We start from the raw sequence: 15,282 nt of genomic DNA, 5'->3' as shown, positions 1-15,282 counted from the left end.
TCTTTTTAAATTCTGCATTAAATTTCTTGTTTGCCATACGGACACTTCCTCCTTGAAATCCATTGTAAGGACTTAACTAAGTTGTGTCCATATGACTATACTAACTCCACCATTAATAACGTTAGAGGTTTAATAGAACAGAGAATTCAATTAGTTGATGATAATTATAATAGCAACTTACAAAAGGAATTGCCTAATTTAAAGATAATAAAGTGTAGATTGAATGATGAAATCAATTCACAAAGAATGACGCCTAGGTTAATTTTATTAGTCAAATTAGCAGATACAATTGAACAATTTGAAAATAAGGTAAAGGTGTTAAGTAGTACAAGTCAACAACCCTTATAAAGTTATAAATTAAAAACCGGCTCTTTATGAGTCGGCTTTTTTGCGTTAAAAGATGGGTAACAAAGAACGCACTTTAGTCATATCACAAGCTATTACCTTTAACTTACAATTTACAGTTTCTTAATATTTTTTTGTTAAAATTTTATATGTAATAATAAAATAATAGGGAGATGACTCATGGGCAGATGGAAATTTTTGATGTTAACGAATCCGTTTCATGTATCATCAAAGTACCAGTAGAAGCAAACGAATACACGTTTCTGTTCCACAAGGATTTAATTCTTGGTGAGTCGATATTTTTATTAGAAGATGAGAGACAGTATAGCCTGATGAATGAAGAGATAGTTACAAAAATAGGTGCCATTACATCAGAGCAACTCAAGAATGATTTTTTCGGAGACTTGAAAGGTTGGGTTTGGATTGCGGTTGATGACGTTGATTTATATAGAAGAAAAGCGACAGAGCAAGAGGTAGAAATCTATTGGCATATAAAAGAAAATATAAAAGCTAATTTAATAGATAAGATGAGAAAAGCCCCTCTTATATAAGAAGGGCTTTTTATTTTTACCATTATCCTGTAATTTACTTATCCGTTTTCTATATTTTTATTATAACTTATTTTTAAAACTCCAATCAAATTGAACTCTTCGTTTTTAGACAAAAATAAAAATCACCTCATTTGAAGTGATTTCTAAGACTAAACTATTTTTGTTTCTCATAAAAGATGCTCATAGTATAAGTTAAGATGTTTTATCTGCTAGACTTTTTCGAATTACGATATCATGCTTCAAAGCTTCTGCGAAATCAAATGCTTTAAATAATAAATCGGAAAATGTCTGTCCGTCTTCTCTAGCAAAATACGTAACAAGGTCAATAACTTGTGGAGGTAATTCTCGTCCCTCCCACGGTGGTCTTTTTGTTATATCTTCAATATCCCAAATAATCTCTTCGGTTTTTTTTTCTTCTAGTTGTTTTATAATCTCTTTCAAGTTTTCTCTTGCTTCTCTTACATCTTCCCAACGTAATTCATCAAAATATAAACTCTTCATTAGCAGTGGGTACTTAGTTCCCCAACCATCAGGTTCTGTATGATATGACATTGTTGAAAAGAAACTATGTAAAATATCAGGATGCCCAACCTCATAAAACATGAAATCTATTCCAAACCCTACATTTGACATATTATCACTCCAATATATTAATCCTTAATTTCTATAGTAACTTTATCATTTGTTTTTTCCTTGATTTTCTGCACTAAATCAAGAATTTCATCGGGTTCTATGTCTTGCCCTCTAATATCAACACGAACACTTTGTTTCGTTCCTTCGGGCAAATTATTTAATCTTGCTTCTACTTGTTTTCCTATAACATAAGCTAACCTAGTTCTTTTAGCTGATGTGGATACATCGTAGTTTTTAACCTCAACTGCATGTTTAGCAGTTTCACTATATAAATCAGGAATAGAAGAACCTTTTTCTTTTTTCTTCAATTCTTCACCATCTTTAAAAATAACTTGTTCCTTATATCCCTTATAATCCTTAAGGGCATCAACCTCTGACTGTCTCCATGATGGTCTAGCAAACATGAAATAATCACTCAAATAATTACCCCAATGTCCCGATGGCGGAAGTGTACTAAGTATCCCTCCGCCAGTAAGTCCACCACCTGCAAAAGCAGGTTGCATACGTGGTGGGGAAATCTCTGTTACTTTAGAAAAATTTACTCCTCTAGCAAGTTTAGTAGCCTTATCAAGACCTTTCCCTCCAAGAAATCCTGTCGCAACTGATGTTAAAAAATAAGCACCCCAATGAAAACCACTTTCAATATTGCCATTCCAAACATCATTCATAAATGAATCCGAAAAGGTGTTCCACGCATTAGAAAATGTTTCTATGGGATGTCCCATTGCATACTTCATGTTTTCTTTTGTTACTGTATCATCTAGTGATTTAAATCCTTCTACTGCATCTTCGATAGCTTGTCCTGCGCCATCATAAAGACCATTCCATGCGTCTCCTAACCCAGTTGTAAAGTCATCCCAAGCCTTTTCTAAGTCAGATTTAGGAGGAAGTTTACCACACATCGCTCCTTCTTCAATGTCTTCAGAAGATGACTCTTGATTCCCTTGACTTCCATCATAATTATCATCTGCATTACGAAATTTCTCAGCAGCCTTCATTAATTCTTCTTCTACTTTATTCATTTCATTAACAATCACAAAAGCTTTAGGTTTCGCCTCATTAAAATCTTGATAGAATTTTTGACTTGATGCTCCTGCCCACTGAAAAGATAAATATTCAATTTGGTTGTAAAGATCCTTATGTATAATATCTATTTGATGTCTTGCATCTTTCACTGTTTTTGCAACTTGCTCTAGTCTCTCAGGTGTTATCTTTATTTCTGTCATTCCCATCCCTTCTTTTCACATTAGTTAATATGAAAATTATACCATATAAGTAAAAAAAGGTTATTTGAGAATGTTAAATTATTCTATTAATCTTATTATAATATATTTTACATTAATGGACTTACATTATTGGATAAAATCTAAATTTTATTTAAGAGCAATACTATCTCAGTGTTTTTATATCTGAAAGTGTATCTATTAGACGAGAGGGTAGAGGAGTTAAATATATAGTAGGTAAAAAAGCCTTTCTCACATGAGAGGGCTTTTATTATTATCAAGTATTTTTTTAGCTCTTTGTATTTTGAGATTAATTGACCAGATCCAAAATAAATTTGTAAACTGTAGTTATTAAGAACTTCGCTGTGGCATAAAACCCTTTTTATTATTTCTATACAGGTTTGATAAATTCTTGAGTGAAAATGAAGTGAAGTATATAATGAAATTGTAACATAAATACATATAAGGATATTACTACGCTTTAATAGACTTACATATTGATGAATTAACAGATAAAGAAAGAAAAGAATTTGAAAGTATGGTTAAAGACTTTAAACCAGTTGGTAAGCGTATTTATCAATAAAATAGAGCTGCAGAGTAATAAGGATGGGTGTTATTTATGATTAGTAAACTCAAAGTTTTTGGAGGAAATGTATTAGCTTCATTAGTTGCTTCGTTTATATTTTTATATATTCCTCTAGTTTCGCAAAATGGGAACAGTGTGAATTCTATAGGATTAGAAAACATAATCAATGACAATAAATTCTTAATAAATTGGATTCTGATTTTCACTTTGATAAGTACTATACGGTGGTTTATTAGAAGAAGAATTGATAAATTGCAAACACCTTATCCTATAGGTTTCGTTATTGGAAACAGTTATAATTCAGAAGCCTATAATGAGGCTTATGGTTTTAATTGGAAAGTTTATGCAGACGTTAAACATAGAGATCCATTTAAAAATGAGATATTGGATGTGCATGTAGGTCAAGTAGATGGACCATATTGCAAGAATGATGATAGAGAAATGAAAATATCCAGAACATATTTCGGCAGATATAAATATAAGTGTCCTAAATGTGGATATAAAAAGATTCTTTTAAAAAATAGATGGACACTTGAGTGTGACATCAAAGATGAACTTGAGGCTCAATATAGAAGTAAATTAAATAGCAAGAATAGGGCATAGGTTGTTTTTATATCTCATTAAATAAAATTTTTGGCATCAAAAGAATGGAGAGAAACATTTTGTTAGTGTTCATTGATTTTATTAAACAAAACGTTTTTCTATTAACAATAGTAAGCATTTGTTTAAGTATTTACTTTTATCGTAAAAACAAAAAGAAAAAAGAATTATCATATCAAGAAGTATCTGCGACACCTTTGATTACCCAGTTACATAATAAAGTCAGTATCTATATTGACGATGAAGAAATAAAACAAAACTTGAACTTAGTTATATTGAAAATTTTCAATAGTGGTAACGAACCTATAAAAAAAGAAGATTTTGAAACAGATATTTTAATTGATTTTACCAATCATTATAGATCTTCTAAAGTATTTGATGCAGAAATCTATAAAAAGAATCCAAGCGACCTGCAGTGTACTGTGTATAACCACGAATTAGGGAAAGAGCTGGGAATCAAGCCCTTATTATTAAATCCAAAAGAGGAAGTAATAATAAAATTACTAGTAACTGATTATGATGAGATTAAACTATCTAGTAGAATTGTGGGTGGTAATATTGTTCATTCTCATAAAAAATCTAAAACTTGGAAGGAACAACTTACTGTATCGAATCTAATATTTATACTAATTCTTACTGGTTTTATTTTAAATTATATTTATGGGATTGTAACAGCTATATATAAATAATTATTGTAGATTTGAAAGAAGGTCACATTTAAACAATATTTTTGCTTTTGGTAAAGAAATTGGTAAACAACTGGGGTTTTCTTATTTCGGCTATCGACCAATCTATAAATTCTAAATAAAATCTTAAGACCGCCTTTATGAGCGGTCTTTTTTTTATTCTTACGTCGGTTGCGAAATCTAAAATAGAAACTTCTAAATACATTTACAGAAGATTACTTCTCATTTTGAATTTCTAGTAATAGTTGTGTAAGAGCAGCTTGAACTTCAGGTAGTTTATCAAGAGAAAATTCTGGACCTTGACGTAGAGACTTTCCATGAGGACGGATGTTTATTCGTAGACAAGGTTTATTTGTAAATCCATCTTTTACGTAAGTAAATCGAATACTTTCTTTATTGTCTTGTGTTTCTACTTCAATATATTTTTGACCAGATGAATCAGGATGGATATCAAATTAATGAAATGTATATTACATGGAGGGCAAAAGACGAATGAATAGGATAAAGTTTTGATAGGGAAATAAAAGTAGATGTCTATTACCAATACAAAGTACATAATTCACGTGGACAAGAGTTTTATATTACAGCAAGTCCGACGTAAGTGAAAGTGAGCTAAAAGTAGGTCTCTGTTTATAGAAACCTGCTTTTTTATTTTGGAAATTTTTTGTGATATGATGTTGAATGTGATGAATTTTGTAAAGGGGAATAGTAGGCTAATGGCTGAACAAATCAAAGAAGTAGAAAGTATAAAAATTAGTGCACCAGAAACTGAAGAGTATATACCATCGGAACAGAGTGCTAATGTGCTTTTTAATTTTATGAAACAACTAAAGTTTTTAAAAATAAGTTTAAAAAATAAAGCGTTTATGCCGAGGTATTATGAGGAGAAAGTGGATACATATAACATTGGAATAGACAAAATCTGTTTTCCAATGACATGTTTTTGTGATATTCATCTTCAAAGACTTGGACCACATGTCAAGTTTTACGGTTTTTTCGGAATTGGTTTAGAAAAAAAGTGGGGGTTAAAGGCTGGAGTGCAACCTATTCAATATGTGAATGTTAATGCGCCGCTAATTAAAACATTTTCGGAATTATTTTCAAAATCACTACAAAATCTAGACGAGGAACACCCAGAAATAAATGATTATAGAAACTATTTATTAACAAATTTACTATATTTAAAACCATTAAATGGTGATATGTGGCGAGTTGATAAGTATGTGCTTCGTAATTTTCATGACGAAAAAGAATGGCGTTTCGTCCCTGATATGAGTAATCAAGATGATTTAGATTTACTAATCCCGCAGTCCTTGTTATCGCCAAATGTTTATGAAGCATATTCAATGGGGATTACAAAGTGTAAAGATTTATGGTTAAACTATGAATATAAAGATATTAGATACTTAATAGTAGAAACAAAGAATGATAGAATAGAACTTATTCGATTTATCTCAGAAGAGTTAACCGAGGATATAGATCACTTTGAAAAAACACTATTAATTTCAAAAATAATTGTTTGGGAAGATATGAAGGAAGACTGGTGATAAAATGTTTGCAGATTTTAAAAAAGCGTTTAAAAGAGATGAGAGTGCTACAAAAATACCACATGCTATACTAGCTTCTATGAGTGACAATTTACCTCTAGGGCTTAAATACGCACAGGTTGATAAAGAGTATTGTGCAGTTGTACCAGAAGAAGGGGATATATCATTTAAATTTGACAAACTGAAAATGAATATCCCAACGGAAATTCAAATTGAAAGTCAAGAAGAATTATTAGAATTTGCATATCGAACACAACAAATAATCGAAACAGATACAAATATTGTCAGTATAAATGGTAAGCAGATAAAGATGTCACAGTTCATGAAAAACCCGTATAAAGAAGACTTTGATGAGGATAAGTGTAAATTTATACTCAAACCAGAACCTTTCGGTGAACCTTTTCCATTAAAAATAGAATGCGAAGAAGAGAATATAGCTAAAGATTTTCTTGTAAAAAGGCAACCACTAGCTGATATGCATAAAAGTTTATATAAATCTATTGATGATGGAGGATTAGAAATAACCTATACAATTGACGAAGAGAAAAGTAATCTGAATTTTAACGTACATATAGATATACTAAAAGCTGAAAGAGTTGAAGAGATTATTGAGGCTTTTAAAATATATAAAGCCTTTATAGATGGGAAAATTAAGGTAGGAGGTTTGCAACTTAACTCTGTACCTATTGAAAAAGAAAAAGTAGCAGCAATGACAGCTTTAGAATACTGGAAAAAGGTACAAGCTATTGCTGACAAACTAAATATTCAGTTCAACCCTAAAAAAGACATAGATATTGAAGGGGAGCAATGGATTGATAAATTATATCGTACATTAATTGAAATTAGACCATACAAGCAATCAAGTGCTATAGATCGTTTTGTAACAACAATTGAAATGGATGTAGATGGTCAGAATTTAATAGAAAAAGGGGCGATGGTATTTCAATATACACACGAGGAAAATATTAAATTATATGGTGTTGAAATTCAATTGTATAGTGCAGTTGCCCTGTTTAACTGTAAAATTGAAGAAGTTGTGCCAATCCAGAAGCCTGTTAACAAGTATGAATTTAGAATTGTGCCAGTAGATGAAAAAGGAATTTCTAAGGCTGCTATACATTTTAGTAAGAAAGCTGATATTAAGGAGTTTTATAAAGATCCTAATGAAGTATTAATAAAACTATCTCAAGCGGATGAACTCTAAAAGCTGATGTTGTATATGGACAACGTATTAAAAAAGCAGACTCCTATAAAGTGGGGTCTGCTTTTTTATAAGATTATTTAGTGGGTTCTTCTGTAAGCTTTTCTGTTTTTGTTTTTAATCGACGCTCAAGAACAAAATCATTATTAATAGCACGCCAAATGATATCATCTTCAACACCAAGGTTTTTACAGAAATAGTAATATAAGATAACATGCAACTTTTCATTTGCAAAATAAAGATCTAAATCTTTAAAGTAGTAGTCTGGTATTTCTCCGTAATGCGTATAGTAATCCCGAGTTATTGTAACATTACGAGAAAACTCTTTAAGTTGCCGTAATTCATTAGGAAAGATAATATCTTTAATACGTTTATCAGTATCCTTAAACATGTCTCTAATTCGTCTTTCGAATCCAAAATGATGTGCATATTTAAGCACGTTACTCATTTTGTTTTTAAAATTATTAAAAGTTTCTTTTTCGATGTCTCCTTGCTGTATAGAATCTAACATTTGTTTTTTTATTGGTGTGTATACTTCGTCTGGAATAAATTGTCCAGAAACTAGATTGGTATCCCTATGAAAACTTTCTAATGATCTCGCGTAGTTTAAAAACTTCGATTCCTGATCAATAGCCTTTTCGTAAAAATTTCTGAGATAAATTTTTCTTGATGAATATGATGAATCAGTAAACCAATTATTTAGAATTGTTTCTAAGTTATCTTGAATGTCCTTGTAATTGAGATGCAACATATATGAATGAATCTTTTGCTCTTTAAACATTTTTTGAGGTAAGAGAAAAATAAAGAATTCTTCTCTCAGATTACGAGATTCGTCAAGGAAGTCACCAGTTGCTTGGATTTTTTTAGGGTAAATAGCCTGGTTTGTCATTAGTGTTAGAAAGTCTTGAAGTTCTTGGATCATATTTATATACCAGTCTAAACTCATAAAAGCGTCTGGAATAATTTTTAAGTTTGCTTTTTGTTTAAATGTATGTGATTTATAGAGTTTTCTAGAGGTAGTTAATGTATAACTTGATTTTACTTTGGTAGATTTCTTGTGTATGCTGACTTCAAACGTCGGTGGGAATTTATAAATGACAGATGATTGCCCTTTTTCTAGTGTACTTCCCCGTGTAAAAGGATGTTCTCCAAGCCACTCTTCTAATGAAGAGTAATTTATTGATAGTGAATGGAACTTAATCTCTTTTTTTGTATCAAAAAGTTTTCCAAGTACCATTTGATTAAAAAATAGTATGATTGTTGTTACACTTGTAGATGCAAAAGAATCTGTACAGGAATTTATAAATCCATCACATAAAGTAATGTGTTCACCATGTTCGGTAACTCCATGTAGGATAGTATAATCATTTGTAAAATAGTCTGGTTCATTTTCTTCAAAGTTACTAAGTAATTTTAAAGTAATACCGTCTGAATTATATTTTAGATTTCCAGCAACCTTATTGCTTTCATCTCCTGGAATCCACCAATATCCATGTAATTCGAATTCGTCATATATTGTTAAATTTTTAATTTTTTCGCTCATTCTTTATCTCCTTACATTTAAATTACTACAATTACAAGTGTTTCCACTCTACTAAAGTACGTTTTTTACAAGATCCACAATCGAAATAACCAATATTTTTTTATCTTACGTTTTCAGTTGTGATTAGAACAGTATGCCTATCGTTCTGCAAATACTGTGTATAAAAAGTCTAATTAAAATGATGAGTAGAAGTACAAAAAAGCAATACTAGCAATTCTCTATTTCCTTCTTTTAATATCCATAATATAACTATAGTAATTATACCAAATTAATAGTAAATTTCTCCATAAAAAAGAACGCTTACTTAGCGTCCTCCACAATATATCTTCAATTTTCAATTCTAACGTATTACTAATATTAGAGGAGAAATTACGTTTGGGAATTAGGTAAGGAGGAAAAAAGTTAACGTGGATTATCGAGAGTATTGTCGGTAAATACGAGGGGGGGAGGGAACGGAAGTGATAGTACAGAAGTGACTTTTGGTGACCGCGAAAAAAGAGCGTATGTGACTACGCTCTTATACATTGGTTTATTCATTATAAACGTTGAAATATCGTACCTGTGACGGATAATTATACAAATTATAGTAATGTGACGAGTCACTTTTTGAGTCACTTTATCATGCTTGTGACAGATGTTTATTCAAATTAAGTCTCCAGTGTAAATCACTTTACAGATAACTTTCCAGTATATTTTTGATAAATCGAACCAGCTACTACTGTATCTAAAAAGGCAACCCCAACTGATTTGAATAAAGTAATCTCATTCGGATTTGAACGTCCTTGTTTCTTTCCTATAATAATATCTCCAAGTTCACTATATATGTTTGAAAAATCCCATTCATTTTGTTTGCTTGCAATCAAGAAATCTCCAGCTTCATGTTGTACACCTTCTATTGTATCTACAATAATTTTATTGCTGCGCTGTAATGTAGTGACATCAAGTTCTTGCATATGAGGCTGATAAGAACCAATTCCATTTATATGAGTGCCAGGTTTGAGATAGTTTCCATTCAATACAGGGGTAGTTGAAGTAGTACTACAAATCACAATATCAGCTATTGCAACAGCATCATTAGCTGATTCCATAATTTCAATCGATCCGCTCCAATTTGGATATAAGGAGAGTAAGATATTTTTAAATTCAAATGCTTTTTGCATTGTCCGATTGACGAGGAGAATGCGAGTTACCGGGCGAACTTCCATAACGGCTTGTATTTGTCCAAGCGCTTGAGCGCCGCATCCAATGACAACGCAGACATTAGTATCTTGACGGGCGAAATGTTTTGTCGCGATACCGCTCATTGCTCCTGTGCGAAGTGTTGTTAAATAGGAAGCTTCAATGGTTGCGACATGATCACCAGTATTTGTTTCTGTTAAAACGATTAAGCTTTGTAATGCTTTTTTCCCTTTTTGCGTATTTTGAGGAAAGACACTAACGATTTTCGTAGAAGTAAATTCGATGGGAGCTACATAAGAAGGCATATAAAGGGAGTTTGCTCCTTCTTGAGAGTGCTGGATATTTAGCCGTACCGGCGTTACAATTTCATCGTTCATGTAATATTGGAAAGCCCTTTCTACATCTTGTAAGCAATCTTTCATTTTATAAATGTCTTTTACCATTTCTTCTGTAATATGAATCATTTCAATTATCCTCCTTTTTAATAGAAAAGGGGGAGATAGAAATCCCCCAATTTACTAGGCTTGTATATCTTGATTTTGTCTGTTTTCTGCAATTTGCTTCGTTGAAACGGTAGCGATTGCAATTAAAGAAATACAGCAAGTAAATACAATGTATAATGCTACTGGAACCCAAGAATTGTTATACATATTCATTAAATAAGCAGCGATCATCGGTGCCGTTCCGCCAGCAAGTGCCGCGCCTAGTTGATAACCTAATGTAACACCAGTATAGCGAACGTGAGTAGAAAAAATTTCAGAGAATAATGTACCTAATACAGCTGTGACAGGTGCCCATAAAATGCCTAAACCAATAACAGTTGCGATCATGATAGAAAAAGAGGTTCCTTGATTTAATAGGAAGAAATAGGGGAAGGCATATAAAAGAATGGCAACTGTACCCCATATGTACATTTTCTTTCTCCCAATTGCATCTGAAAGTTTTCCCATTAGCGGAATCATAATCGTCGTAATGAGCATAGCAATCGTAACAGCATTTAAAACAGTTGTGTTCGGTAAGTTGAGTTGCAATGTACCGTAGGAAACAATGAATGTTGAGAAAATATAGAAAGGACCTGTTTCCGCTACCTTTGCGCCTGTAGCGATTAGGACAGACTTCCAATGATAGCGCAGCGTATCGACAATTGGTAGTTTGGCAATATTTCCGCTTTTCTTCGCTTTTTTGAAATCAGGTGTTTCATCTAATCCATTTCGAATCCATAATCCTATGAATACGAGTACGGCACTCAGAATAAATGGAACTCTCCATCCCCACATCACAAAGTTATCACCAGAAATCATTGTCATAAAGGAGATTGCTGCAGTTCCAAGTAACATTCCAATTGTAACACCTGTTTGCGGAATACTACCGAAAAATCCCTTTTTATTTCTCGGTGCATATTCGACCGCTAGTAGTAAAGCGCCACCCCATTCGCCGCCAATTCCTAATCCTTGAATAATTCGCAGTAAGATTAGAAGAATAGGAGCTAATATACCAATGCTTTCATAGGAAGGAAGTAGGCCAATACATACTGTCGCGCCTCCCATAAGAGATAGAGTTAAAACAAGTGTCTTTTTTCGACCGATTTTGTCACCGATATGACTAAAAATAATACCTCCAAGAGGGCGAATGAAAAACGGGATACCGAAAGAAAGATAGGAAAGCATAAGTGCGATAAGAGGGTCCTCGTTTACAAAAAACAACTTGTTAAATACAAGCGCGGCAGCTGTTCCGTATAAGAAGAAATCAAACCATTCGATAGAACTGCCAATTAAACTAGCTATTAATGCTCTTTTTTGAGTGGAACTTTGTTGTTGCATGAATGCACCTCTTTTTATTTTATTTTTAGATTATTGTGAATATTTTATATGAAAAAAATTTTGTGTCAAAGTTTGAAGGAAGTGATACAGTAAGCAGCAAATACTATAAGGTGTTGCCTTTTATGAGAATATTGAGTTTCTACGAATGAGGAGGAAAAAAATGAAGGTTAGGAATATACAAAGTGAAGATTATATAGCTATCCATTCTGTCCTTAACGAATGGTGGGGTGGACGGAATATGGCGGATATGTTACCAAAACTATTCTTCATTCATTTTCAAGAAACGAGTTTTGTTATCGAAGAGGATGGAGAGATAGTAGGATTTTTATGTGGATTCTTATCGCAGACATACAAAAATGAAGCATATGTTCATTTTATTGGCGTAAATCCAAAGTATAGAAGAAAGGGGATTGCTTCTACACTTTATTCTTATTTTTTTGATGCGGTACGCGTGAATCATCGTCATATCGTAAAGGCTGTAACATCTTCTGTAAATAAAGGATCTATTCAATTCCATCAAGAAATTGGATTTGAAATTGAAGTAGGTGATGAAGTCGTGGATGGAGTATCTGTACATACAAATTATGATGGCAATGGAGAGAACAGAGTTTCATTTGTAAAGAGAGTATAAATAGCGAAAAACAATTTCGTTATCCTCTCGTAACTTTTTAACTAGGAAAATTGTTATATAAATTGCATGCTAGTTTTCTAGTTTACAAAGCTGTTATCAACAGCGATGCTGAATTTGTATGGGTAGAAGAACAATTTTTACTAGAAAATAAAGTATAGCCATGGACGGAGATGCCTATATGGATTCCTAAAACTTTTTCGTTAGAAGGAGAAACAAAACTATGAAAAAGTAGTTAACGCTGATTGTTCTTTTAGGCTTATTCAAAATACGATTTCTGACATGTAGCAATGGGAAAAGCTGCGGGAAGATATAGAATGAAAAGCGGGTATGGAAAGAGAATGGGAGTGAGAATTGTTAAAGCTCTGGTTTCAAAAAGAGAAAATACGATGAGAAGATAGGGTTAGAATGTAGAGGTGAATCGTTTTTAGGAATTTTATATAAATTCGCGAAATATAGGATATATCCCCCTGCCTCCAATGAAGGCGGGGGGATATTGTTTTAATAAACAGAAAATTATGTTTTTTAAAAATATATACTTGAATGAAATATATATTTTTGTTAAATTTATCCTATGGATAGAACAAGTTTAATTAAAGGGCATTTAGAAATGTGTGTGTTATCTATATTGTCAAAGGGAAAAAGTTATGGATACGAAATAATGAAGGAGTTAGAAAAGCACAATTTAAAGTTGAAAGGAGTAGGGAGTATTTATCCGATTTTGACAAAGCTGAAAGAGCAAGAATTGGTTTATGCTTTCCGCGAAATGACGGGAAGTGGTAAAGTTAGAGTTTATTATGAAATAAATGAAAAGGGGAACTTGTATCTTCAAAACAAAATCAATGAGTGGTTAGGATTACAGCAAGATATAAAATCCTTACTGCAAAGTGGCTTAAAGGGGGAGCATTTGGAATGAATAAAAAATGTAACTCAAGAAGAAAAACGGTTTATAAGAGAAGTTTTGGAAGAGTTAAAACAATATCAAGTTAGTTATAAGAATAGGAAAATTGTGAAACAGCAGCTTTTAGAGTATATGCAAGAATGCCGTGAACACGGTCAAGATAGTTTATATGATTTAGGAGATACAGCAACATTTGTGAAAGATTTTTTAGAAATGAACGGGATCAATCTTCATTCTGAAATAAAACAGATACGAAAATCCCAAAATAGAACCGGCGTTTTATTTGTGATCGGATTTTTTACCATCCTTGTTACTTACCTCACTTCATAACTTCTACTCTCGATGTTTTTAACAGAATCATTTCATCCACAGCGTGATAATCATTCGTTTAACTATAATATTTTGTACCAAATAGCAGATAATTCTTGGTGGAATTCGCTGTTAATGTTCACGAGCATGAGTATTTCGGTACTCATTTCTATGCTGGTCGTGCTTTATATTTGAAGGGTAACGATAAGTAGATAAAAATACTAAAATTCATAGTCATTTTTATATGCTTATTTTTGTTTTATTGGAAAGGGTGGGGGATAACAGGAGAAACGGAGGAAAAAGTAACAACTAAAACGCCCTTTACGATAGGAGCGATAAGTAAATCATTAACAGGTTTAGCTATTATGAAATTAACTGAAAAAGGTGTTGTTCACTTAGAAGACCCAGTTCAAAAATATATTCCATGGTTTACACTGCAAGATAAAGAAGCATCATCTACAATAACAATTCAACATTTACTTACTCATGTAAGTGGAATTAGCACTTACGAAGGCTTAGTCATATCAGATAAAGAATCTGATGAATTTGACGCTATTAAAGATAACGTAAAAAGTCTATCAAATATTCAACTTACTGCTTCTCCTGGAGAAAAATATCAATATAGTAATGCAAATTACGTAATCCTTGGTGCTCTTATTGAAGAGGTTACGAATCAATCATATTCTGATTACATGAGGGAGGAGATTTTTTTGCCTTTAGGTATGAAGAATGCGGCAGCTGATAAGGATTTGGCATATAAACAAGGATATGTAGCTGGTTACCAGTCATGGTTTGGAATCCCTAGAAAAAGTTCCGTAACATATGATAATGGAGGAGCACCATATGGATACATAACAGCAAGTGCGGACGATATGATTCAATACATTCAATTTCTAAGCGGACAAAAGAATAGTGAATTTTTAACTGAAGGTATGTTGAATTTATATATGTCGCCGCATGTTCAAACGGGTGAAACACTGTACTACGGCTTAGGAGTAAGAATTACCAATCCAAATTCTGAAGAGAAAGTGATATGGCATTCAGGTTCAACACCGGATTCACATGCAGAAATGTTTTTTATACCTAAAACAGGTTGGGGCGGCGTTATTTTAACGAATAAGAATCATATTTTTGAAGAGGAAGCGCTCCCTCAATTGAAACAAGGGATAATAAATATATTACATGGGAATAAACCGGTACATATTCCAGCAAGTACACCGATTGTTCAATGGATTCTATTCGGAATCATTTGCTTACTTTTTGCAATGTTCATTTCCTTACTTAAAAAGATGAAAGGAAAGAAACGTTGCAAAAGGAATAAGTGGTATATTTTCGGTATTGTTTTCTTTCTGATAGCTCTTATTATCATTCCAGCACTCATTTATAGCACAGATTCTCCGTGGCATGCGACTTATATGTTTGCACCAGATGTAGCGTATTTATGCATTTGTGTTGTAATTTTTTTAGGAATCAATGGATTACTGTCCATCATGATTGCGAGTAAGGGACAATGTAAATAACATATGGTAA

14 protein-coding genes and 1 pseudogene are annotated in these 15,282 nt (G+C 32.4%); 10 read left to right on the top strand and 5 right to left on the bottom strand.

The features are described from left to right. Positions 1–533 precede the first annotated feature (533 nt). The gene (locus MR063_RS09505) at positions 534–896 is read left to right on the top strand and encodes a hypothetical protein (RefSeq protein ID WP_242196877.1); all 363 of its coding nucleotides are present in this window, start codon (positions 534–536) and stop codon (positions 894–896) included. Between the two features lie 192 nt (positions 897–1,088). Here MR063_RS09505 and MR063_RS09500 read toward each other — a convergent pair whose 3' ends face one another. Both MR063_RS09500 and MR063_RS09495 read right to left on the bottom strand, forming a co-directional pair. After that, on the bottom strand, positions 1,089–1,529 hold the full coding sequence (locus MR063_RS09500; protein ID WP_242196874.1) for an Imm70 family immunity protein: 441 nt from the start codon (positions 1,527–1,529) through the stop codon (positions 1,089–1,091). Between the two features lie 17 nt (positions 1,530–1,546). Continuing rightward, the gene (locus MR063_RS09495; protein ID WP_242196871.1) at positions 1,547–2,755 is read right to left on the bottom strand and encodes a WXG100 family type VII secretion target; all 1,209 of its coding nucleotides are present in this window, start codon (positions 2,753–2,755) and stop codon (positions 1,547–1,549) included. Positions 2,756–3,371: 616 nt separating this feature from the next. Here MR063_RS09495 and MR063_RS09490 point away from each other — a divergent pair. From MR063_RS09490 to MR063_RS09475, 4 genes are all read left to right on the top strand, one after another. Next, positions 3,372–3,941, top strand: a complete 570-nt coding sequence (locus MR063_RS09490) for a hypothetical protein (RefSeq protein WP_242196868.1) — start codon at positions 3,372–3,374, stop codon at positions 3,939–3,941. Between the two features lie 59 nt (positions 3,942–4,000). After that, positions 4,001–4,627, top strand: a complete 627-nt coding sequence (locus MR063_RS09485; protein ID WP_242196865.1) for a hypothetical protein — start codon at positions 4,001–4,003, stop codon at positions 4,625–4,627. A gap of 713 nt (positions 4,628–5,340) precedes the next feature. Beyond that, a complete protein-coding gene (locus MR063_RS09480; protein WP_242196862.1) occupies positions 5,341–6,171 on the top strand; it encodes an abortive infection system antitoxin AbiGi family protein in 831 nt (276 codons plus the stop codon). 4 nt (positions 6,172–6,175) lie between these two features. Further along, complete coding sequence (locus MR063_RS09475; protein ID WP_242196859.1) at positions 6,176–7,375, top strand: abortive infection system toxin AbiGii family protein; 1,200 nt, start codon at positions 6,176–6,178, stop codon at positions 7,373–7,375. Positions 7,376–7,448: 73 nt separating this feature from the next. Here the strand turns inward: MR063_RS09475 and MR063_RS09470 are convergent, their stop codons facing one another. The 3 genes from MR063_RS09470 to MR063_RS09460 all read right to left on the bottom strand — a co-directional run bounded on the left by MR063_RS09470 (position 7,449) and on the right by MR063_RS09460 (position 11,914). Continuing rightward, on the bottom strand, positions 7,449–8,915 hold the full coding sequence (locus MR063_RS09470; RefSeq protein WP_242196856.1) for an ApeA N-terminal domain 1-containing protein: 1,467 nt from the start codon (positions 8,913–8,915) through the stop codon (positions 7,449–7,451). A gap of 665 nt (positions 8,916–9,580) precedes the next feature. Continuing rightward, positions 9,581–10,558, bottom strand: a complete 978-nt coding sequence (locus MR063_RS09465; RefSeq protein WP_242196853.1) for an ornithine cyclodeaminase family protein — start codon at positions 10,556–10,558, stop codon at positions 9,581–9,583. A 54-nt stretch (positions 10,559–10,612) separates the two neighbouring features. Beyond that, on the bottom strand, positions 10,613–11,914 hold the full coding sequence (locus MR063_RS09460; protein WP_242196850.1) for an MFS transporter: 1,302 nt from the start codon (positions 11,912–11,914) through the stop codon (positions 10,613–10,615). Between the two features lie 160 nt (positions 11,915–12,074). Here MR063_RS09460 and MR063_RS09455 point away from each other — a divergent pair, with 160 nt between their 5' ends. The 5 genes and pseudogenes from MR063_RS09455 (at position 12,075) to MR063_RS09435 (ending at position 15,272) form a co-directional block, all read left to right on the top strand. Beyond that, positions 12,075–12,545, top strand: coding sequence for a GNAT family N-acetyltransferase (locus MR063_RS09455; RefSeq protein ID WP_242196848.1), 471 nt, complete (start codon positions 12,075–12,077; stop codon positions 12,543–12,545). An 86-nt stretch (positions 12,546–12,631) separates the two neighbouring features. Next, positions 12,632–12,763, top strand: a pseudogene (locus tag MR063_RS22095) (NAD-dependent dehydratase); the annotation flags it as partial. Positions 12,764–13,116: 353 nt separating this feature from the next. Next, complete coding sequence (locus MR063_RS09445; RefSeq protein WP_242196841.1) at positions 13,117–13,458, top strand: PadR family transcriptional regulator; 342 nt, start codon at positions 13,117–13,119, stop codon at positions 13,456–13,458. A gap of 45 nt (positions 13,459–13,503) precedes the next feature. Continuing rightward, entirely contained in the window at positions 13,504–13,773 is a 270-nt protein-coding gene (locus tag MR063_RS09440; protein ID WP_242196837.1) for a hypothetical protein, read from the top strand. Positions 13,774–14,006: 233 nt separating this feature from the next. Then, the gene (locus tag MR063_RS09435; RefSeq protein WP_242196834.1) at positions 14,007–15,272 is read left to right on the top strand and encodes a serine hydrolase domain-containing protein; all 1,266 of its coding nucleotides are present in this window, start codon (positions 14,007–14,009) and stop codon (positions 15,270–15,272) included. Positions 15,273–15,282 lie beyond the last annotated feature (10 nt).

This window comes from Bacillus cereus group sp. BfR-BA-01492, from assembly GCF_022662815.1.
Lineage (GTDB): Bacteria > Bacillota > Bacilli > Bacillales > Bacillaceae_G > Bacillus_A > Bacillus_A cereus_BD.
The sequence above is the reverse complement of the archived record's forward strand: the minus strand, read 5'-3'. Positions and strand labels throughout refer to the sequence as shown.

Coding starts and splice junctions, on each gene's coding strand:
- MR063_RS09470 (WP_242196856.1), bottom strand. CDS start 8,915: ATGAGCGAAAAAATTAAAAATTTAACAATATATGACGAATTCGAATTA.
- MR063_RS09495 (WP_242196871.1), bottom strand. CDS start 2,755: ATGACAGAAATAAAGATAACACCTGAGAGACTAGAGCAAGTTGCAAAA.
- MR063_RS09490 (WP_242196868.1), top strand. CDS start 3,372: ATGATTAGTAAACTCAAAGTTTTTGGAGGAAATGTATTAGCTTCATTA.
- MR063_RS09465 (WP_242196853.1), bottom strand. CDS start 10,558: ATGATTCATATTACAGAAGAAATGGTAAAAGACATTTATAAAATGAAA.
- MR063_RS09445 (WP_242196841.1), top strand. CDS start 13,117: ATGGATAGAACAAGTTTAATTAAAGGGCATTTAGAAATGTGTGTGTTA.
- MR063_RS09475 (WP_242196859.1), top strand. CDS start 6,176: ATGTTTGCAGATTTTAAAAAAGCGTTTAAAAGAGATGAGAGTGCTACA.
- MR063_RS09455 (WP_242196848.1), top strand. CDS start 12,075: ATGAAGGTTAGGAATATACAAAGTGAAGATTATATAGCTATCCATTCT.
- MR063_RS09500 (WP_242196874.1), bottom strand. CDS start 1,529: ATGTCAAATGTAGGGTTTGGAATAGATTTCATGTTTTATGAGGTTGGG.
- MR063_RS09460 (WP_242196850.1), bottom strand. CDS start 11,914: ATGCAACAACAAAGTTCCACTCAAAAAAGAGCATTAATAGCTAGTTTA.
- MR063_RS09480 (WP_242196862.1), top strand. CDS start 5,341: ATGGCTGAACAAATCAAAGAAGTAGAAAGTATAAAAATTAGTGCACCA.
- MR063_RS09505 (WP_242196877.1), top strand. CDS start 534: ATGGAAATTTTTGATGTTAACGAATCCGTTTCATGTATCATCAAAGTA.